Source organism: Clostridia bacterium (assembly GCA_028698525.1).
In the GTDB taxonomy this organism is placed as follows: Bacteria; Bacillota; Clostridia; order JAQVDB01; family JAQVDB01; genus JAQVDB01.
On the sequence record JAQVDB010000002.1, the window covers coordinates 15,664 to 35,782 of the forward strand.

21 protein-coding genes, 1 tRNA gene, 1 pseudogene and 1 other annotated feature are annotated in these 20,119 nt (G+C 36.6%); of the genes and pseudogenes, 4 read left to right on the top strand and 19 right to left on the bottom strand.

What is annotated here, in order from left to right; translation table 11 throughout:
- The first annotated feature begins 1 nt into the window (after nt 1).
- A pseudogene (gene feoB, locus PHP06_00370) lies at nt 2–2,132 on the top strand (ferrous iron transport protein B).
- A 17-nt stretch (nt 2,133–2,149) separates the two neighbouring features.
- Here feoB and PHP06_00375 read toward each other — a convergent pair.
- Both PHP06_00375 and PHP06_00380 read right to left on the bottom strand, forming a co-directional pair.
- Complete coding sequence (locus PHP06_00375) at nt 2,150–2,569, bottom strand: iron dependent repressor, metal binding and dimerization domain protein (GenBank protein MDD3839014.1); 420 nt, start codon at nt 2,567–2,569, stop codon at nt 2,150–2,152.
- Nucleotides 2,570–3,452: 883 nt separating this feature from the next.
- Nucleotides 3,453–5,210, bottom strand: coding sequence for a B12-binding domain-containing radical SAM protein (locus tag PHP06_00380; protein ID MDD3839015.1), 1,758 nt, complete (start codon nt 5,208–5,210; stop codon nt 3,453–3,455).
- A 105-nt stretch (nt 5,211–5,315) separates the two neighbouring features.
- Here PHP06_00380 and PHP06_00385 point away from each other — a divergent pair, with 105 nt between their 5' ends.
- On the top strand, nt 5,316–5,885 hold the full coding sequence (locus PHP06_00385; GenBank protein ID MDD3839016.1) for a BsuPI-related putative proteinase inhibitor: 570 nt from the start codon (nt 5,316–5,318) through the stop codon (nt 5,883–5,885).
- Nucleotides 5,886–5,906: 21 nt separating this feature from the next.
- Here the strand turns inward: PHP06_00385 and ilvN are convergent, their stop codons facing one another.
- From ilvN to proS, 14 genes are all read right to left on the bottom strand, one after another.
- Nucleotides 5,907–6,404: an acetolactate synthase small subunit gene (gene ilvN, locus PHP06_00390; GenBank protein MDD3839017.1), complete on the bottom strand. Its 498-nt coding sequence runs from the start codon at nt 6,402–6,404 to the stop codon at nt 5,907–5,909.
- A gap of 36 nt (nt 6,405–6,440) precedes the next feature.
- Nucleotides 6,441–7,160: an SDR family NAD(P)-dependent oxidoreductase gene (locus tag PHP06_00395; protein ID MDD3839018.1), complete on the bottom strand. Its 720-nt coding sequence runs from the start codon at nt 7,158–7,160 to the stop codon at nt 6,441–6,443.
- Nucleotides 7,161–7,352: 192 nt separating this feature from the next.
- On the bottom strand, nt 7,353–7,925 hold the full coding sequence (locus tag PHP06_00400) for a hypothetical protein (GenBank protein ID MDD3839019.1): 573 nt from the start codon (nt 7,923–7,925) through the stop codon (nt 7,353–7,355).
- Between the two features lie 69 nt (nt 7,926–7,994).
- Entirely contained in the window at nt 7,995–9,278 is a 1,284-nt protein-coding gene (locus PHP06_00405) for a homoserine dehydrogenase (GenBank protein MDD3839020.1), read from the bottom strand.
- Between the two features lie 215 nt (nt 9,279–9,493).
- Complete coding sequence (locus PHP06_00410; protein ID MDD3839021.1) at nt 9,494–9,706, bottom strand: hypothetical protein; 213 nt, start codon at nt 9,704–9,706, stop codon at nt 9,494–9,496.
- A gap of 268 nt (nt 9,707–9,974) precedes the next feature.
- Nucleotides 9,975–10,050, bottom strand: a tRNA-Ala gene (locus PHP06_00415).
- Between the two features lie 135 nt (nt 10,051–10,185).
- Complete coding sequence (locus PHP06_00420; GenBank protein ID MDD3839022.1) at nt 10,186–10,623, bottom strand: DMT family transporter; 438 nt, start codon at nt 10,621–10,623, stop codon at nt 10,186–10,188.
- Nucleotides 10,624–10,641: 18 nt separating this feature from the next.
- The gene (locus PHP06_00425; protein MDD3839023.1) at nt 10,642–10,866 is read right to left on the bottom strand and encodes a hypothetical protein; all 225 of its coding nucleotides are present in this window, start codon (nt 10,864–10,866) and stop codon (nt 10,642–10,644) included.
- Nucleotides 10,853–11,269 (bottom strand): DUF948 domain-containing protein, encoded by a 417-nt coding sequence (locus PHP06_00430; GenBank protein ID MDD3839024.1) that lies wholly within the window; start codon nt 11,267–11,269, stop codon nt 10,853–10,855. The genes PHP06_00425 and PHP06_00430 overlap by 14 nt, the downstream gene beginning before the upstream one ends.
- An 18-nt stretch (nt 11,270–11,287) precedes the next feature.
- Nucleotides 11,288–12,070, bottom strand: coding sequence for a SigB/SigF/SigG family RNA polymerase sigma factor (locus PHP06_00435; protein MDD3839025.1), 783 nt, complete (start codon nt 12,068–12,070; stop codon nt 11,288–11,290).
- A gap of 2 nt (nt 12,071–12,072) precedes the next feature.
- Nucleotides 12,073–12,528, bottom strand: a complete 456-nt coding sequence (locus tag PHP06_00440) for an ATP-binding protein (GenBank protein ID MDD3839026.1) — start codon at nt 12,526–12,528, stop codon at nt 12,073–12,075.
- 7 nt (nt 12,529–12,535) lie between these two features.
- On the bottom strand, nt 12,536–12,853 hold the full coding sequence (locus PHP06_00445) for an STAS domain-containing protein (GenBank protein ID MDD3839027.1): 318 nt from the start codon (nt 12,851–12,853) through the stop codon (nt 12,536–12,538).
- 30 nt (nt 12,854–12,883) lie between these two features.
- Nucleotides 12,884–13,159: a YtxH domain-containing protein gene (locus PHP06_00450; protein MDD3839028.1), complete on the bottom strand. Its 276-nt coding sequence runs from the start codon at nt 13,157–13,159 to the stop codon at nt 12,884–12,886.
- 97 nt (nt 13,160–13,256) lie between these two features.
- Nucleotides 13,257–14,705 carry a proline--tRNA ligase gene (gene proS / locus PHP06_00455; protein ID MDD3839029.1) on the bottom strand — a complete coding sequence of 483 codons (1,449 nt, stop codon included), beginning with the start codon at nt 14,703–14,705 and terminating at the stop codon, nt 13,257–13,259.
- A 47-nt stretch (nt 14,706–14,752) separates the two neighbouring features.
- Nucleotides 14,753–14,974 (bottom strand) — a binding site (T-box leader).
- Between the two features lie 282 nt (nt 14,975–15,256).
- Between proS and trkA the strand changes: the two genes are divergently transcribed.
- Both trkA and PHP06_00465 read left to right on the top strand, forming a co-directional pair.
- Nucleotides 15,257–16,687 carry a Trk system potassium transporter TrkA gene (gene trkA / locus PHP06_00460; protein ID MDD3839030.1) on the top strand — a complete coding sequence of 477 codons (1,431 nt, stop codon included), beginning with the start codon at nt 15,257–15,259 and terminating at the stop codon, nt 16,685–16,687.
- Nucleotides 16,638–18,086 carry a TrkH family potassium uptake protein gene (locus PHP06_00465; GenBank protein ID MDD3839031.1) on the top strand — a complete coding sequence of 483 codons (1,449 nt, stop codon included), beginning with the start codon at nt 16,638–16,640 and terminating at the stop codon, nt 18,084–18,086. Before trkA ends, PHP06_00465 begins: the two co-directional genes overlap by 50 nt.
- 75 nt (nt 18,087–18,161) lie before the next feature.
- Here the strand turns inward: PHP06_00465 and PHP06_00470 are convergent, their stop codons facing one another.
- The 3 genes from PHP06_00470 to PHP06_00480 are packed head-to-tail and all read right to left on the bottom strand — an operon-like array spanning nt 18,162 to nt 20,086.
- Nucleotides 18,162–18,659: a Gx transporter family protein gene (locus PHP06_00470; GenBank protein MDD3839032.1), complete on the bottom strand. Its 498-nt coding sequence runs from the start codon at nt 18,657–18,659 to the stop codon at nt 18,162–18,164.
- A gap of 15 nt (nt 18,660–18,674) precedes the next feature.
- Nucleotides 18,675–19,052, bottom strand: coding sequence for a NusG domain II-containing protein (locus PHP06_00475; GenBank protein ID MDD3839033.1), 378 nt, complete (start codon nt 19,050–19,052; stop codon nt 18,675–18,677).
- Entirely contained in the window at nt 19,049–20,086 is a 1,038-nt protein-coding gene (locus tag PHP06_00480) for an FAD:protein FMN transferase (protein MDD3839034.1), read from the bottom strand. Before PHP06_00480 ends, PHP06_00475 begins: the two co-directional genes overlap by 4 nt.
- Between the last annotated feature and the right edge of the window lie 33 nt (nt 20,087–20,119).

Genomic DNA, 20,119 nt, shown 5'->3' on the forward strand with positions numbered 1-20,119 from the left:
AATGGAATTGACCTATAAATCAATGGGTATAGAATTGTTTAAAGAAAATTATATAATAGCTCTCGCAGGCAACCCTAATACAGGAAAGAGCACTGTATTCAACTACTTAACAGGTCTTAGACAACACACCGGAAATTGGCCGGGTAAAACAGTAGTAAACGCCTATGGAAATTTCAATTATAAAAACCAATCTTTTTTGATGGTAGATCTTCCCGGTACCTATTCACTTTTGGCCAATTCTGCAGAAGAGGAAGTAGCTAGAAACTTCCTATGCTTTGACAACCCTGACGCAACAGTAGTAGTCGCCGATGCAACCTGTTTAGAGAGAAACTTGAATTTGGTACTTCAAATAACCGAAATAACAAAAAATGTAATCCTTTGCTTGAACCTTATGGATGAAGCACGTAGAAAAAAGATAGATATAGATATTGAAAAACTTTCAACAAAATTAGGTGTTCCTGTAGTGCCCACCGCTGCAAGACAGGGGGAGGGAATGGAAAAGTTAGTGGATATAATATATAAAGTTGTAACAGGAAAAATTAAACCTAATCCAATAGAAATAAGGTATGAAACCCAAATAGAAAATCTGATAAGAAATCTTGAACCAAAGATAGAGGCTTTTTCAAATGGGGTTGTGAATAGTCGTTGGGTGGCCCTACGCATAATTGATGGGGATAAAAAAATTCTTGAATCTATTTATCAATACACAAGACCCAATAAATCAGACCACAGCGAGGAGGTAAAAATTGCAGATGAAAAATCAAAGGTTCATTCCATTAAATTTGGATGATTACGATATAAAGCCCTATTATAGAGATAGCATAGTCTCAAATATATATAAAAATGCAGAAAATATATGTAATGATGTGATAGAATACAATTCAAAAGACTATAATAATTTGGATAGAAAGCTGGATAGAATACTGACTTCCAGAATTGCAGGCCTACCCATTATGCTGTTGTTGCTGGGAATTATCTTTTGGATAACAATAACCGGGGCTAACTATCCTTCTCAATTGCTGTCCGCTGCATTGTTTTGGGTAGAAGAAAGGCTTACCAATCTTTTCGTATCAATAAATGCTCCCATGTGGTTGCACGGAATGCTGGTTTTAGGTTGCTACAGAACCCTTGCTTGGGTTGTATCAGTTATGCTTCCTCCAATGGCAATATTCTTCCCTATCTTTACACTTCTCGAAGACTTAGGATACTTGCCCAGGGTGGCATTTAACCTAGATCGATATTTTAACAAGGCATGTGCACATGGCAAACAGGCCCTTACCATGTGCATGGGTTTCGGATGCAACGCTGCAGGTGTTATATCCTGTAGAATAATTGAATCCCCTAGGGAAAAACTTATAGCCATGATTACAAATAATTTAGTACCCTGTAACGGTCGTTTCCCAACACTTATAACCCTTTCTTCAATATTCATGGGAGGAAGTCTTGCTTTTGGCCTGAAAACAGGTATAGCTTCTATGGTGGTAGTGTCCATGGTATTATTGGGTATAGCGATCACATTGCTTTTATCATGGCTGCTTTCAAAAACTATATTAAAGGGTATACCATCTTCCTTTACATTAGAGCTTCCTCCATATAGAAAACCTCAAGTATTGAAGGTGATAGTAAGATCAATATTTGATAGAACATTGTTTGTGCTAGGAAGAGCTGTAGTGGTGGCTGCCCCTGCCGGTATAGTCATATGGCTGTTTTCTAATATTCATATAAATAATTCTAGCATATTGAATATCTGCGCAAATTTCCTACATCCTTTCGCTCATCTTATAGGGATGGATGGATATATAATAATGGCTTTTATACTGGGACTTCCTGCAAATGAGATCGTAATACCCATATTGATTATGAGCTATATGTCTACAGGAGCTATGTTAGAACTAGATAGTCTATATGCACTAAAACAACTGCTGATGGATAACGGCTGGACCTGGCTTACTGCTTTAAATGTAATGCTTTTTTCTCTGCTACATTGGCCTTGTGCTACTACATTGTGGACTATAAAAAAGGAATCCGATAGCAACAAATGGACTATTACAACTTTTATTCTCACCACATTAATAGCTATAATTGTGTGTTTTATAGTCACCCAATTATCCAGGTTGTTTGGAATAGCATAACACCGTAAATTTATTATTTACGGTGTTATTTTCTCTTGTATATAACAACTATATCTATCATAAGCCTCTTTGTCATGCTCCATAAATTCTATAAATTCCTGCATAGCTTTAATGGTATGTCTGCTAAGATAATGCTCCATTGCTTCTGCTTCTTGTTCTATATCACATCTGGAAAATATCGTCTGTAAAAACTTTTTTATCAGCATATTGCGGTCTACCAGATACTTGCCTCTCTTTTTGCCCATTTCAGTTAATTTTAAAGGTCGATACGGTTTGTATGATACCATGTTGAGTTTTTTCAATTTCTTCAATGCTTTAACCACAGAAGGTTGGGATACATTTAAACATTCAGCAATATCACACACCCTTATCTCAGATTTCTCCACCTCCAGCCTATACATCTCTTCCAAGTAATCTTCAAGGCTAGGGGTTAACATAAAAAACACCTCCTGATAACCTAACTAAAAAGACCTTTATTCCAACAACACGATGTATTATTGAAATAAAGGTCTCATTCCAGGATGATACCTGCACTGAAGCGGGCTACAATAAGCCAGCATGTCGCAAACAGTGTCAAAAACTATTTTAATAAATAGCTTTTTTGAATTACTCCCCTTTATTTAGCATTAGGTTTTAATATATCATATGAATGTACATGAATTATGTTACAGATTATATGCAAGAAGCCCGAATATTACATTCGGACTCCTCTCTATAAATAAAACGAGCACGTAATGATCTACCTTGCACTACCATGGATCGCTTATTACTCAGCCATAACCTTCCGGCTATGACCGAGCAGGTCACCACCCATGATAATGGGTTGTCCGACCATGCAAAGTACCTGCACAGCCATATACAACCTCACGGCTGTATATGACCAACAATATCGGATAAGCATTTAATTATCCAATAATCTTCGGCACTTTACATGATCTTTGCTCGACTCTATACGATAGGTTGGAATCTTATTGCAATCAAGCCTCAAAAGGTCATCGACTACAATAAAACTTTTCCCCACCGTATAGAATCTTCCCTCCGACTGCATACAAGCCTTTCAACCTGTATGCAATCTTTGGCCGACCTATATATACCCCATTTAGAGTATATATAAGTCTGGGCTCAACCATTACGTACCCGACATTTATTATGATATCCATTTTTGCATTTTATATTCTAACAATTTCATCCGTATTACCCATTATATTTTTACTTTACAGATAAAAATGGAATTATATAAATACATCTGATTAACAAATGCTAAACATAGCATGCATTTGAAAGAAATAACAGTGATGTCATCTTTATCCTATATTGGCACTATTCAACAACTTTATAATCGGCTTGATCTAATATGTTTCTGCTGCTATAGTCAAACAATATGACTACCTTCTTATCCCTGATATCTTCTATATTACATCCCTGGATATATGCCGCAACATAATTTTCAAACTGCTCAAAATGGACATGCCTTATTATATGTTTTGCAGATTTTCCAATAAAATGTGGCAAAAATTTCTCCACATTTTCCCTTGATTTTAAAAATTCGAAACACCTATTTTTTATATCCACATGATTGCTATATGCTTTGATGAATTCAGGCAGTTTGCCGGTTTTATTTTGTCTCAGATAGTCAAACTTCAATATGTCACAGAACAGGGCAGCGTCCCGATGTATCCTTGTTATATAAAATTCAAGCAATATTTTATATAACATCTTTCTACTATGAGAAACCTTGGCATAACCCTTAGCAAAATAAAATTCCGAAAATTCCTCATAAAACTTAAAAGGAGAATCAAAGTAGTTGTCAATTATATATTTTACTGAACAATCAAAGGCATGACTGTTCCAATATTTTTCAACTAAATCCTCAATCATTTTAAGCTTTGCTATTTCTCTATATGACATATAAACATTGCTCATCACTTCATATGGAGGAAAATCAGTATAAACATAGCTATGCTCCCGAGCCATCCTCCTCATATCAGTTCCTTTAAGCAGCTTTAAAAAGCCTAATTGGAGCCTGTCCGGCTTCAGCATGTATATATCATTAAAGGATTGTGAAAATGAATGATATGTTTCATAGGGCAATCCGGCTATCAAATCCAGGTGCTGGTGTATATTTCTCATATCGTATACCTTTTTCACATTATCACTTAAAAGTTTAAAGTCCATCCTCCTGTTTATGCTCTCTAGCGTCTTTGGGTTGGTGCTCTGTACCCCTATTTCAAATTGAAAAAGGCCTGGGGGTGCTTTACTTATAACCTTTATCATCCTGTCATCTATCAAATCACCGTTGATTTCAAAATGAAAAGAGGTTTTATCGCTATTTTCTATCAAGAATGAAAATACTTGAAGAGCATAATCCATATTACAATTAAATGTCCTGTCTACAAATTTAACTTTGTCTACACCTGCTCGTATAAATGTCATCAAATCTTTCTTTACCCTGTCCAGACTAAAAAACCTCACTCCTTTTGAAGCTGAAGAAAGGCAATATGCACATTTATACGGACATCCCCTTGAGCATTCATAATATATGAGTTTTGAATGATCTATCAATTTATCTATATCCTGATATGGAAAAGGTATGTCATCCAAATTCTGTATAGGCTCTCTATCCTGAGCCTCCAACACCCTATCTTTATCCCGAAAGCATATACCAGCTACATCAGAAACACTCTGATCTTTACTGATACAAGTTATTAATTCCCGAAAGCTCTCTTCCCCCTCACCTTTTACAATAAAATCAATAAAATCATGCTCCCTTAACAGATCAGCACAATCATATGATACCTCCGGCCCTCCTAATATTATCTTTATAGAATCATCTACCATCTTGAGGTGTCTGCAAATCACCAACGTTTGCTGAATGTTCCATATATAACAAGAAAAACAAACAACTTCTACATCTTTAAAATATATATCTCCTATTATGTAATCCAATGTATCATTTATTGTATACTCCTGCAAAATAAAATTCACATTCTCAATACCAGCACAATAATTGTTGAGATACCTTATAGCTAAGTTTGAATGTATATATTTAGAGTTTAAAGTGGTCAATAACACCTTCATAATTTATCTTCTCCTATTTTATTAATGCCTTTAAAAATACCCAAAGTTATTGTTATATCATACACTAATTATATATCAATATACTGTATGGGAGGAGTATAAAGAATGATAAAATATATCGTTCAGTCCGGCGATAACTTGCAAAATATTGCATTAAAGTTCAATATATCCATGCAAGATATAGTTAGGCTAAATAAGATAAAAGACCCTGACATGATATGCCCAGGGGAAAAATTACTTATACCTGTATATTCAATACCATACTATCCATACCCTGTTCAGATAAAGCCCTGCCCTTATTGGTTGATTCCAGATTCTCTATTTATATGTATATCAACAGATAAGACTTTCTACAGAATGGGAGAAAGGCTGAAGACAACACTTTTAAAAACAAATATGGGTAGACAAGATATAGCACTTACTTATAATACCAGTCAGCAGTACGATTTTTTGATAAAACATATATCAGGTAAAACTTTGTGGAAATGGTCAGAAGATAAATGCTTCACACAGTCAATAGGAAAAATAATCATAGAACCGGATAAGACTATACGATATTGTGAGGTTTTCAGCATTCCGAAAAGTATAGAGAAAGGAATATATACTGTAATAGGTTGGAACACTTCCCGAGAATCAAAAAAATTTAAACTCTGCTTACCTATAGTAATCATATAAATACTGGCTATATGCCAGTATTTATATGTCATTTATACCTTTATTGCCTCTCTGTAAAGCTATAGTTCCTGTTCTTACAGTTTCAATAATTCCATAACGAGCCAACAACTTCTCCATAGCTTTTACCTTATCCTTATCCCCGGTTATTTCGATAACCAGAGCATTGGTATCTACATCTACTATTTTGGCTCTAAAAATATCAACAATTTGCATTACTTCCGATCTAGTTTCTTTTGTTGTAGCCACCTTCATCAATACAAGTTCCCTGCATACAGATTTATGGGGTTCTAATTCAATCACCTTTATTACATCTACTAATTTGCTTATTTGCTTTTTTATCTGATCCACTTCTCTTTCATCACCATTGGCAACAATAGTCAATCGTGAAATCTTTGGATTCTCCGTCTCTTCACCTGTAAAGCTATCTATATTAAATCCCCGCCTTGTAAATAAGCCAGATACTCTGGTTACCACGCCATATTGATTATGTACCAATACTGATATTATATGCTTTGCCATTTTATTGCTCCCTTCCTAGTTGGTATTGAAATTCATTTAAAACCAAGGCTTGTTATTCGCCCTTCTTACATGGATATCATCGATAACCGCATTGCTGTGCCTATGATTCAATAAGAAAAGAACAATATCCGCAATCTCGTCAGGGCTAATCAATCCGGATACATCCAAATCAGGTCTCATCTTGATAACCATATCTGTTGCAACTCCCCCAGGACATATTGTATGAACCCTTATTCCCAGGTCCTGAACCTCCTGTGCTAAAACGTTGCTCATACCCATCAATGCATGTTTTGAAGCTGTATAGGCAGCTTGATTTACATACCCCTTGACCCCTACAACAGAAGAAATATTTATAATTGTAGCGTCTTTTGAGCATTGTAAATAGGGAACAGCCTGTTTGCACAGCAAAAACGGTGCTCTTGCATTTAATTCCATATGCATATCCCATTCTTGGACAGTTGTCTCACACAGGGGTTTAGGTATAGCAATGCCCGCATTATTAATAAGATAATCCAATCTCCCAAAATCCTCTATACATCTTGCAATTATCTGGGAAGGAATATCAGCATCTGCAAGATCTGCAGCTTTTATTACAGCTCTTATGCCTTGCTGCTCTACGTGAGATTTTACTGTTTCAAGGTCTTGGGCCGAACGGCTGACAAGCATTAGGTTGACCCCTTTTTCAGCCAATCTCATGGCTAAAACCCTTCCTATCCCCCGGCTGGCTCCAGTTACTAAAGCAACATTTCCTTTCATACTATCCCCCTCCAAATCTATCCTTTTACTATAAACTTAATTTGATTTTCTATTTAATCTTTTATTTGTAAAACTAATAGTATTATACCATAGGTCTCTAGTAAACTATAAGATAGCAATTCCATCCCAGCTTTGCCCAAAATAAAAAAATCCGGATACTCTTTTCAAAGTGTGCCGGATTTTTAAAGCATGTTAAACTAATACCATATCCTTCATACAGGGAAGACCTTCAATCCAATCACAAACTTTCTTCCATTCTTTCAGTTTATGATTTCTCCTCTGATAATACATTGTCTTAAGCTGTAAATAATTAGTCACAATACCTGCTGTAAGTTGTAGACCCATAGGAGTGTTAGAAACTATCTGCTGAAATAATTCATCAGAAGGATTTTCTTTATATTCTTCCACTAACTTCTGGAGCAATTGTATCGCTTCCGGCAGCACATATTCATTACACTGATTACTTATATCCATATGTACTATCCTATGCATTTTAGACTGGCTAGAAACTATATCAGCAAAATGATATCTCTGAAACTGCAACCACCAATATTGTGGAGCAGTAAAATCTGCCTGTACTATAATACCCTTGAGAAAACAATCATGCCCGCTGCCTACCTTGGCACAGCCTAACTTTTTTGCCCTTTTAAGGTCTTTGTCACTATATCCTTGTTTTCTTAAACCTTCATCCCCTATACTCATAGGATATCCACTCACTATTATACTCTTCTCAAGGCCATATACCCTCGTATCCTTAATCTCCATTCAAACCACTTCCCCTAACTATTAACTATTATAACTAGATAAATATGTAAAATGATAATAAATCTATAATTAAATATTTTCCACCTTTAATATGCACGCAACCTTTTGTACAATATCATTTTCTAGTATCTCATTTAGCGCTTTATCTAATATACTTCGCTCTACTCCATATGTTATAAATATAAGCGGTACTAGATCTTCACCTTTAGCCCTTTGGGACACCGATTCCAAGCTTATTCCGTATTTTCCAAAGGTAGATGCTATCTTGCCCAGCTGTCCAGGCTTGTCCTCCACCATCACTCGTAAATAATACTTGCTCTTGCCTTCCCCTATTGTGTTCAATCCGTTTTTATCAACTAAGTTTAAATTCCCAGATCTATAGCTAGTTCCCATCCTTTTAGATATGTCCAAAATATCTCCCATAACGGCACTGCCTGTCGGCATAGAACCGGCACCCTTCCCAAGAAGCATCAGATCTCCTACTGCATTTCCATGTATGAAGAGAGCGTTATATTCATCATTTACAGAGGCCAGCGGATGTTTTTCAGGAACCAAGGCCGGATGTACATAATAAATAAAGTCATCTCCTTTTCTTCGTGCAGTAGCCAGAAGCTTGACTTTATATCCTATCTGACCAGCATACTCAATATCCTTCTGGGTGACTTTTGTTATTCCCTCTCTAGGTATTTCATCCGGAGAAAGTGTAAGTCCAAATACTATATATATCAATATAGAAAGCTTAAAAGCCGCGTCTTCACCTTCAATATCCGAAGTAGGATCAGCCTCTGCATAACCTTTTTGCTGTGCAAGCTTTAAGGCCTCATCAAAATCCATGCCATTATCGCCCATCTGAGTTAATATATAATTGGTAGTACCATTTATAATCCCCATTATACTATCTATCTTGTTTGCAGAAAGACTCCTAGTGATGTTATTTATTACGGGTATTCCCCCGGCTACGCTTGCCTCATACCTCAAATTTACACCCTGCTGCTTTGCTAATTGTCTCAGTTCCTCCCCTTTAGTAGCGATAACAGCCTTGTTGGCAGTCACCACATTCTTGCCTTTCAATAGGGCACTTTTTATATATTGATATGCCCCATCTATTCCACCCACAAGCTCTACCACTATATCTATTTCCTCGTCGTTTATTATATCCTCAAATTTTTGGGTAAACACCTGGCCTGGTACATCCACACCTCTGTCCTTGTTTATATCCCTGACTAATATTTTTTTGATATGTATAGGCTTGTCTATATATCTTTCTATCTTATCTCTGTTCATCTGGATTATATTCCAGACTCCTTTTCCTACATTGCCAAACCCGAGCAATGCTATATTTATACCATCCATCAAATTACTTTCGCTCCTTTTTTATATCAATTCTATTCATATATTATATACTAAAGACGGATAGTATTAAAGAAAAATGAGGTAAAATATCATACAACAAAAGACCCAGAAAACTTCTGGGTCTTTATAAATAAAACGAGCACGTAATGATCTATCTTGCACTACCATGGATCGCTTATTACCCAGCCATAACCTTCCGGCTATGACCGAGCAGGTCACCACCCATGATAATGGGCTGTCCGACCATGCAAAGTACCTGCACAACCATATGCAACCAATGCGTTAAGCTGAGGCTGCATATGATCGAACATTACCAGACAAAATCTTCGGCACTTTGCATGATCTTTGCTCGACTCTATACGATAGGTTGGAATCTTATTGCAATCAAGCCTCAAAAGGTCATCGACTACAATAAAACTTTTCCCCACCGTATAGAATCTTCCCTCCGACTGCATACAAGCCTTTCAACCTGTATGCAATCTTTGGCCGACCTATATATACCCTATTTAGAGTATATACAAGTCTGGGCTCAACCATTACGTACCCGACATTTATTATAGTACCCTTTTTTATTGCATCTATTCCGGAATTTTTAAAGAATTATTATCAGATGATCTATACACATTATTGATGAGTTTTTAAAGATAGCAAACAAAAAGAAGAAGCTTATCTTTGCTTCTTCTTTTTGTAATAAAATGGTGGAGATGATGGGACTCGAACCCACGACTCCCTGAATGCCATTCAGGTACTCTCCCAACTGAGCTACATCCCCAAAATAATTTATCAATTGTCCAATATTCAAATATCCTCTCAATGATATATTTTACATCAAACGACGCAAATTGTAAACAACAAAAATTTACTCTATCTTTATAACTTAACTTCTTTGTATATAAAATTCATATATTTATTTTACGATAAGTCTGACTCCTATAAACAGCAAAGCTACTCCTACCGCCTTAACAACAGTTAAAGGCTGCTTATCAACCCCAAATAAACCAAAATGATCTATAGCAATGCCGGTAATGACTTGTGTAATGACAATTATAGAAAGAGTTGCACCTGCTCCCAATACCGGCATAACTTTTATTGTAAAGAAAACTATTATAACACCCAAAATACCTCCGACTACAAGGTATGGAGGCGCCTTAAATACATTCCCTATCGTTTTTATATTATTTGAAAATAAATTAATACCTAAAAGTATGATCGTTCCTACTAAAAAACTAAAAAGAGCGGCAATTTTAGAATTAGTATACTTGCCTAGCTCTGCGTTTATGGAACCCTGCAATGCCACCGAGACCCCCACTATTACAGCTAATAATATAGAATACGCCTTTTCCATTACAAACCTCTCATTCAATCATATGTTTAAATAGCTTTCCAATTCTTTTTTCTTTTCCTGTTTCTGACTCATGCCTTCTTCAATAGCCTCTCCAATCACTTGCTTAACTCTTTCTACATGATGCATGATGGACTTTACATCCTGGAGACAATCCCGACCAGATGACTTTTTGTATACATAAGTAGCTAAAAAACCCAAAGACAGTCCTATTATAACTCCTTTACTAATTTTAGGCTTTTTCATTGGCCTTGTCCCTCCTGTTTACAAAAAATTTATTAAAAAAACCTACTGCTCCTCTTATGCCTTCAATAGAACTTGTAAATTCTATGATAGGTGGAACAACTGCTTTCTGTATTGTCTTTACCGATGTATTTGCAGTATCAGTAATTGATTTTATATTGGCTATCACATCGTCTAGCTCGTCTACTTTATCATTGATATTAGTAGTCAATTCCTTTAGGCTGTTCACCGTTTCAGGAAGCTCTTCTATAGTAGTAGAAATCTCCTGCTCACGGTTTGATATCATATCTGTTATCTGTTTTATTGAGTTATTTGCATTCTTTAATGTATTGCAAACATAAATACAGGCGATAAATATGCCTATTCCCATAAGTAATATACCAACTTCCCAAAGAGCTACTTCCATAAATTCTTCCTCCCTGATTTAAGAGTTAACAACTTGCTTATAGTATCCCTGGAGCTTCTTTATTATCCTTCTCTCCATCCTAGATACATACATTTGAGAAACCCCCAGCTCACTAGCAACCTTGTTTTGCGTTTTTTCCTCAAAAAACCTGGCATTTATAATCTTTTTCTCCAGCGGATTTAACCTTGAAAGACAATCATCTAAGAAATATTTATTTTCTATGTCCACCAATCCTTTTTCCTCTCTCCCAATCAATTCAAGCAAGCTTAAATCATTATCATCGCCTAAATTATCGTAAGTAGCTTCAATAGACTGAGGTGCATAGACTTGTCCAGATTCCATAGCTTCCAATATCTCTTCTTCATCTACACCTAAATATTCAGCTATATCACTGACCTTAGGAGTTCTTTTTAATTTTTGTGTTAATTTTTCCTTTGACTTATTTATTTTATAATTTAACTCCTGTATCCGCCTGGGTACTCTTATAACCCAACCTTTATCGCGAAAATATCTCTTTACTTCTCCAATAACAGTCGGGGTAGCAAAACTGGAAAATTCATATCCTCTGTCGACGTCATATCTTTCTACCGCCTTTATAACCGCTAAACTTGCCACCTGATATATATCATCATACTCTATTCCTCTATTAGCATACTTTTTAGCAATTATTTCAGCAATATAAAGGTATCTGTGAACCAATTCATCCCTAATCTCTTTGTCTTTTGTAGCTTTGTACTCAGCAAATAATGCTTTATCCCCTTCATAAGCGGAGGAATTTTCTAAACCGTTTTTTTCAGGCATACCTACTCCTCCTCCGTAACAGATTTTCTCATTGTAAGCACAGTACCTCTGCCCTCATTAGACTTTAACTCCACTTCATCCATGAGAGATTTTATTATAAATACTCCAAGCCCCCCTTCTTTAGGGTTGGATAGATCAGGCTTTTTTAATTTATCGACCTGCATTCCTTTCCCTTTATCCTTAACAGTTATTTCTATATTCCCCGGTTCAACTTTGAAATCAATAACAAAACTGTTTTCACATTCTGTACAGCCATGAAGTATTGCATTAGTACAAGCCTCTGCTATTGCTACCTTAATATCTTCTATGTCTTCTATATTAAATCCAACCCTATTAGCGATAGCGGACGCAGTCAACCTTGCAACACTCACATATTCAGGTTTGTTAGGAAGTATAAGTTGGATTTTATCATATATGCAATCTTCGCTGGATGCGGCAATTTGGGAAAAACTATTCATAATAAATTCACTCCTCGACAATAAAAATCTTGTTTAAACCCGTTATCTCTAGCAGCCTTTTCACATTATCTCTAGGGCCTTTTAATACTATATTTCCATTATACTCTTTAACCCTTCTCAAAACCCCTATAAATACTCCCAAGCCTGTGCTATCAATATATACAAGATCATGCATATCCACTACCAAATCTGTCTTTTCTTTTTCTATCGGATCCAAAAGTTTCTCTTTTAACTTTGGCGCCGTATAAACATCTACTTCACCTTCGACCTTTACATACCAATTACCTTGTGCTTCATTTTTGGTACACTCCACATTAAAAGCCATAACCATAACCTCCAATACCGGATATATTATCTACTCTTCCATCTCTTCAGAAACCATTTCAGTCGTTTTTTCTCCCGAATCTTTATACTCATTATATTTTTGCTCTACTAATTCTTCTGTCTGGTTTAAATCTATCCCTATCTCTTTTCCTTTTTCCAAAATAGCATCTTTTATTTCATTGCCTCTTTTTTTGAGTATATCTCTATTCTTTTCTCCCGTATTAGGTGTTAAAAGCAATGCTGTTATACCTCCTAAAATTGCACCAAAAACTACGCCAGTAAAGAATCCTCCTTTGTTTTCTGACATAAAACTTCCTCCCTTACTCTTTTATAACACATTTATATACTAGATACCCCAAAAAAATGTCTCTAATCACTTATCTTTTTATAGAATACATATATTATCAATATGCTTTTGCAAAATACATCATCTTTTCAGCCTTTTCCCCACAACATACACATGTATCGCTTATATGTTCCTGATCAAAAGGCATACATCTACTGGTAGCACCAGTCTGATCTTTTATGCTATCTTCACATTCCCTGCTCCCGCACCACATAGCCTTTGCAAAGCCCTTTTTATTGTCTACTATATCCTTCAATTGTTGGATGTTTTCAGCGTTAAATGTACGGTCCTCCATGAATTTCTTTGCCTTGTTATACATTCCATCATGGACCTGTTCTAGTAGTTGATCTATTGTTTGGGATACATTGTCCATTGATACAAACAACTTTTCACCTGTATCCCTTCTCACCAATACAACCTGATTTTTCTTTATATCTCTTGGGCCTATCTCCAGCCTTACCGGAACGCCTTTTAATTCCCACTCATTGAATTTCCAGCCGGGGGTATAGGTATCCCTATCATCCAGCTCTACTCTTATACCTGACTTTTTCAATATAGTAAATAGCTCATTCGCTTTATCCAACACTCCTTCCTTATGCATGGCTACAGGTACTATTACCACTTGAACTGGTGCAACTCTTGGAGGCAACACCAGCCCTCTTTCATCCCCATGAACCATTATTATACCACCTATCAGTCTGGTGGATACACCCCATGAGGTTTGATATACGTACTTGAGCTGTCCATCCTTATCAAGGTATTGTATATCAAAAACTTTTGCAAAATGCTGTCCTAAATTGTGAGAAGTACCTGCTTGCAATGCCTTACCATCGCTCATCATGGCTTCCATGGTATATGTGGTAAGAGCACCGGCGAATTTTTCCTTTTCTGTCTTTTGCCCTTTTATAACAGGCATAGCTAAGTCATTTTCTGCAAAATCGGTATAAACATTCAACATGCGCAAAGTCTCTTGTTGAGCCTCCTGTTCAGTTGCATGTGCAGTATGCCCTTCCTGCCATAAAAATTCTGATGTTCTTAAAAAAGGTCTCGTACTCTTTTCCCATCTCACTACATTACACCATTGGTTCAAAAGTACAGGCAAATCCCTATACGACTTTATCCATTTTGAATACATACTACATATGATAGTTTCAGAAGTAGGTCTTACCACCAACCTCTCGTTGAGTTTTTCATTTCCTCCGTGAGTTACCCATGCAACCTCAGGTGCAAAACCCTCTACATGATCCTGCTCTTTTTTTAATAAACTTTCGGGTATAAACAATGGAAAATATGCATTCTTATGTCCTGTTTCCTTAAACCTCTCATCCAATAGTTTCTGTATATTTTCCCATATAGCATATCCATACGGTTTTATTACCATACAGCCCTTTACTGGGGAATAATCCACCAGTTCAGCCTTTAATATAACATCAGTGTACCATTGTGAAAAATCCTCTTCCCTTGAGGTAATATGTTCAACAAACTCCTGTTGCTCTTTTTTTGCCATTTAAATTTATCCTCCTAATTTTTATAATATAAAAAACCTTCGCCCCCCAAAAGGACGAAGGTCATTCTCCGTGGTACCACCCTAATTGGAAAACATAAAAATATTTTCCCACTTTAAAAATATAACGGTAATGCTCCGTATATCCCTACTAAAAATTCAGGATATATACTCGGGGACGGGTTGGAAAAAAGGCGGTTCAGGAACCTTTCAGCCACGGGTTCCACTCTCTTGGAACACTTCTTTCTACTGTTTCCCTTCATAGATACATGCTTTTTTATTTAATATTATATAAACTATTCTAACTTGTCAACCATTAAAGACATTAAGGATACTGTCCGGACAATGCAAACAATTTTTGTGTTTATTTTTATTGCATAATAAAGGGAGAAACTCCTAGAGGGAACACGATGAAGTCACTTAGACTCTTTTAATATTAATATAATCCCATATCCCCATAAAATACACTCTTTAAGCCTGGTGCAAAACCGAGGCATATATGCTACAATAATACCGAATTAATAAAAGCACCATAGTTAATTAATGTTGAAGAAATACTAGGAAGGGTGTTTCAAATGGAAGTAGCGATTGTCGGAGCAGGTAAGCTAGGCTACAAAATTGCCGAATCCCTTGTGAATGGAGACATAGATGTTACCATAATCGATACAAATCCAAACGTGATAGAGGATGTCAAGGACCATCTGGATGTATTGACGGTGAAAGCAAACGGTCTAGAGATCGAAGTGTTGAAAGAATTAGACATCAAATCTTATGATATAGTCATCGCCGTTACAAATAGCGATGAAACCAACATCATCATCTGTTCTCTGGCAAAAAAATTAGGATGCGGCAAAACAGTGGCTAGAATTAGAAGTCCTGAATACACTAAGCAAATCAGTTTCATTAAATCGGAGATGGAGATCGACTATGTTGTCAACCCGGAACTAGCCACTGCAAACGAAATCGTTCGATATTTATTGCAGAGCTATACATTTTATTCAGGGAACTTTGCAAAAGGCAGAGTATCGGTGGTAGACTTTAAAATATCCAATTTACCTAAATTCATAGGAAAAAGAATAATGGATATAGAAAATATAGACGGCTTGCTGATTACAGCAATACTCAGGGATAATAAAATATTCATTCCCAACGGGTCCAGTCAACTGAAAGAAGAAGACATAATTTATATCATAGGGGAAAAGGATAATATCGACCGATTGAAGGAAGAAAACAGCAACATTCCTGATTTTAGAAATCATATAAAGAAAGTCATGCTATTGGGTGGAAGCAAAATAGGATACTATTTAGCTAAAAAATTGACTCGTCTAGGTATATCAGTCAAGCTCATAGAACAGAACAGACAAAAATGTGAATATCTTTCGGAAGAATTGAACGACACCCTTGTCATATGCGGAGATGGAACAGACACAAATCTGTTGGAGGAGGAAGACTTGGCTTCAACAGACGCATTCATCGGCATAACAGGTTATGACGAAGCCAACCTGCTCATGGCGTTGATGGCCAAACAATCCGGTGTTAAAAAGGCAATTGCCAAAGTGAGCAGGAAAAGTTATACTCAAATAATAGAAAAACTGGATATTGATGCAGCGGTGAATCCTCTAGATATCACTGCCAGCGACATATTGAAATTCATCCGCGGCGGCAAGGTGGTATCAGTATCCCTTCTTCTAGGCGGTGAAGCAGAGGTTACAGAAATCATTGCGTCAGAGAGTTTATCAATTATAGGAAAGCCTCTATCAAAACTGGGCCTTCCAAAAGGCATCATCATCGGCTCCATCATCCATGACGGGCAAGTCATCATCCCTAACGGAAATTCAGTGATAATGCCCGGAGATAGATTTGTAGTCTTTTGTCTTACCTCGGAGGTACCGGTATTAAAGCATTTTTTTACGCCTAAAAAAGGGGGACCATTCAGTGAACTACGGAATTATACTAAAAATACAAGGAAATTTATTGATATTTGAAGCCATAGGGATGGTTCCCGGGCTTTTATTATCATTATATTACGGACAGCAGGATAAAACAGCTTTTATTATCAGCATTTTGGTAACAGGAATATGCGGATACGTTTTATCCAGAACAGCTGTATCCGACAATAAGTTTAAAGCAAAAGAAGCAATAACAATCGTTTCCCTGGGATGGATATCAGCATCCTTTTTCGGGTGTCTGCCTTTTATATTTTCCGGAAGCATCCCCTCATTCATAGATGCATTTTTCGAAACAGTCTCCGGCTTTACAACCACAGGAGCCACCATCATAGATGATGTGGAAATACTGCCCAAGGGTTTGTTGTTTTGGAGATCTTTCACCCACTGGATAGGGGGAATGGGAATACTGGTCTTTACGTTGGCTGTTGTTCCTGCCATGGGTGTGGGAAGTTTTCAGATATTTAAAGCGGAAAGTCCAGGGCCTATTGCCAACAAGATAGTTCCTCGAATTAAAGACACAGCCAAAATACTGTATACCACATACATGGGCATCACCCTTTTGGAAATAATTTTATTAAAACTAGGCGGAATGTCCCTCTATCAGGCTGCCGTCCATACATTCGGCACTGTAGGAACAGGAGGATTTTCCACCAAAAACGCCAGCATAAGAGGATTTGACAGCGCTTATATACACGTTGTCATCTCAATATTCATGTTGCTGTCCGGAGTAAACTTTTCTTTGTATTTCGCATTATACAAAAAAAAGTGGCGTGATATATTGGACAACGAAGAACTGAAATTCTACTTAGGCATCGTGTTAATCTCGGTTATACTCATCGCTGTAGATATCAATACCAACATATATCACGATGTAGCAAAATCCATAAAAGACGCTTTGTTTCAAGTAAGCTCTGTAATAACCACTACCGGTTATTCCACTGTAGATTATGATAAATGGTCCGCCTTCAGCAAAGGGATTCTGTTCATCCTTATGTTCGTAGGCGGCTGTGCCGGCTCTACTAGCGGAGGAATAAAGAGCATTAGAGTGTTAGTTTTATTAAAATTGGTGAAAAAGGAAATATCCAGAGTGTTTCATCCCAGAGCCGTCATCCCGGTAAAGATCGGGCCTCGCTCCATATCATCCAATACTCTGTCTAGCATAGCCAGTTTCTTTGTACTTTATATAATTGTTTTCCTGATAGGAACCTTGATAATTTCCTTAGAAGGAATTGGATTGATAGATGCCTCCAGTGCAGTAGCCGCTACCCTTGGAAATATTGGTCCCGGTTTTGGCTTTGCAGGTCCTGCACGTACGTACAGCCAATTCAGCCCATATAGCAAACTGTTGCTGTCATTCTTTATGCTGTTGGGAAGACTAGAATTGTTCACCTTAATCGTATTTTTTACACCCAAGTTTTGGAGAGAAGAAGTATAACAGCCGTCCCCTTGTTGTAAATTTACTATAATAAAAGAATAGATCAAAAAAATACTGTATAAGTAATGGTTCCATTTATATATTCTTAATAAATGGAACCAGGTAACTTGCCACCAATCCCACAAAAAAGCCTGTAATAGTACCTGATATTAAAAGTACAGGCAGATAAGAAAAAACACCCAAATTATTTATGATTAGTGAAGCCACAACAAGCTGACCTATGTTATGGAATATCGCCCCAATTATACTTATTACAGTCAAACTAAAAAACTTGTTATACTTTTTATACATAATCCCCATAACTACAGCACTCAATAATCCTCCAACAACGCTATAAAAAAAAGTAGTAGGCATACCTCCCAGCATAGACGCCAGAAAAGTCCGGACTAATACAACTGCTACTGCCTCTCTCAATCCGTATAAAACCAAAACCATCAGTGTTATGATATTAGAAAGTCCTAGCTTAATACCGGGTATCCCATAAGGCACAGGTATATATGCTTCCACTAAATGAAGGACTAATGCTTGGGATATAAGTATAGAAAGTAATATAATCTTTTTTGTATTCGCCATTAATACTGCCCCTTTTCAATAGCTAATCCCATCAATATCCTCTGACTCACCTATAATTTTGATGACAACCTTGTTGGGCAAGCATACTACAGTCTCACCTGGACTATCTATCCATCCTGTATTCACACAAACTTCATCTGGACAATTGGCCTCTTTTACCCTTGCCCTTCCAGTTTCTATTTCTATAATATTTATTTTCCCATCATCCTGCTGAATTTTTATTGTTTTTTTTAGATCTTGCTGTCTCAAATCTAATTTATCATAAAGTTTTCCATCTACCGTTATTTCTACAAAATCCGGACTTTTCTCCTTGTTAAGCAAATTGGTAATCAAAAAAGCACTTATGATAGCAACAGCGATCAATATTAAAGCTATTATATCCCCTTTTTTCATTTTAATTTAAAATCCTCACTTGTTATTTTTACTTTGCCTTTTAAACCACTTGAAACCAGTACCTCCATATTATCATTGATTATTATCGCTTCAGTATTATCCATGTTCTCTATCAGTTCCAACCCTTTTTGAGGACCTAACAAAAATATAGAAGTAGATAGCGCATCAGCATCTATTGATCTATCTGCCACCACTGTAGCACTTATACACCCAGTCCACGCAGGATACCCAGTATCAGGGTCTAAAATATGATGATATCTTTTTCCACCTGATTTAAAAAACCTTTCATAATCACCAGAAGTTACAACAGACTTATCCTCCACCTCTACAACTGCCGCCACGTTACCTCTGGGTTTTCTAGGATGCTGTATACCTATCTTCCAAGGCGATCCGTCAGACTTGGAACCTATGACAAAAATATTTCCTCCTAAACTTATAAAAGCGCTTTTTATTCCTTGATCCTTTAAGATTTTTGCTGCCTCATCAGCTGCATAGCCCTTTGCTATGCCTCCTAAGTCTATGCCCATATCTCTTTTTTTTAAAAAAATGACACATCCATCTTCATCTATTTCAATATCCTGATACCCTATATAACCTAATATTTCTTTTACCTTTTGTTCATCAGGAATATCATTATCTTTTTGATGTCCTATGTCCCATAGCTCAACTAAAGGCTGAATAGACACATCAAATTTCCCATCCGACAATTGAGAATAATGTACTGCCTTTTGCATAACATACAATGTCTGCCTATCTACCTTTACCGGGGATATACCCGACATTTTATTTATCTTTGAAACATCGCTATCCTGTATGTTTACACCCATCAGCCTGTCAATCTCATTAATCTTTTCAAATACTTTTTGAACAGCTTTTTCTGCATTCACTCCATAAACTTCAATATCTACCGCTGTACCCATAGCAAAATCTTGTCTCTTTATTTGTTTTTGGTTTGTACATGCACTAATGGTAATCATTATTAGAATCATAACTGCTGCTAAAATAAACATTATGCTGCTTCGTGATGATCTCATACCATTCCTCCGTTTCCGTTATCTATACATACT

Coding starts and splice junctions, on each gene's coding strand:
- PHP06_00375 (MDD3839014.1), bottom strand. CDS start 2,569: ATGTTAACCCCTAGCCTTGAAGATTACTTGGAAGAGATGTATAGGCTG.
- PHP06_00480 (MDD3839034.1), bottom strand. CDS start 20,086: ATGAGATCATCACGAAGCAGCATAATGTTTATTTTAGCAGCAGTTATG.
- PHP06_00435 (MDD3839025.1), bottom strand. CDS start 12,070: ATGCCTGAAAAAAACGGTTTAGAAAATTCCTCCGCTTATGAAGGGGAT.
- PHP06_00380 (MDD3839015.1), bottom strand. CDS start 5,210: ATGAAGGTGTTATTGACCACTTTAAACTCTAAATATATACATTCAAAC.
- PHP06_00400 (MDD3839019.1), bottom strand. CDS start 7,925: ATGGAGATTAAGGATACGAGGGTATATGGCCTTGAGAAGAGTATAATA.
- PHP06_00450 (MDD3839028.1), bottom strand. CDS start 13,159: ATGTCAGAAAACAAAGGAGGATTCTTTACTGGCGTAGTTTTTGGTGCA.
- PHP06_00430 (MDD3839024.1), bottom strand. CDS start 11,269: ATGGAAGTAGCTCTTTGGGAAGTTGGTATATTACTTATGGGAATAGGC.
- PHP06_00445 (MDD3839027.1), bottom strand. CDS start 12,853: ATGGCTTTTAATGTGGAGTGTACCAAAAATGAAGCACAAGGTAATTGG.
- PHP06_00425 (MDD3839023.1), bottom strand. CDS start 10,866: ATGAAAAAGCCTAAAATTAGTAAAGGAGTTATAATAGGACTGTCTTTG.
- PHP06_00385 (MDD3839016.1), top strand. CDS start 5,316: ATGATAAAATATATCGTTCAGTCCGGCGATAACTTGCAAAATATTGCA.
- PHP06_00420 (MDD3839022.1), bottom strand. CDS start 10,623: ATGGAAAAGGCGTATTCTATATTATTAGCTGTAATAGTGGGGGTCTCG.
- PHP06_00475 (MDD3839033.1), bottom strand. CDS start 19,052: ATGAAAAAAGGGGATATAATAGCTTTAATATTGATCGCTGTTGCTATC.
- ilvN (MDD3839017.1), bottom strand. CDS start 6,404: ATGGCAAAGCATATAATATCAGTATTGGTACATAATCAATATGGCGTG.
- proS (MDD3839029.1), bottom strand. CDS start 14,705: ATGGCAAAAAAAGAGCAACAGGAGTTTGTTGAACATATTACCTCAAGG.
- PHP06_00440 (MDD3839026.1), bottom strand. CDS start 12,528: ATGAATAGTTTTTCCCAAATTGCCGCATCCAGCGAAGATTGCATATAT.
- PHP06_00470 (MDD3839032.1), bottom strand. CDS start 18,659: ATGGCGAATACAAAAAAGATTATATTACTTTCTATACTTATATCCCAA.
- PHP06_00405 (MDD3839020.1), bottom strand. CDS start 9,278: ATGGATGGTATAAATATAGCATTGCTCGGGTTTGGCAATGTAGGAAAA.
- PHP06_00395 (MDD3839018.1), bottom strand. CDS start 7,160: ATGAAAGGAAATGTTGCTTTAGTAACTGGAGCCAGCCGGGGGATAGGA.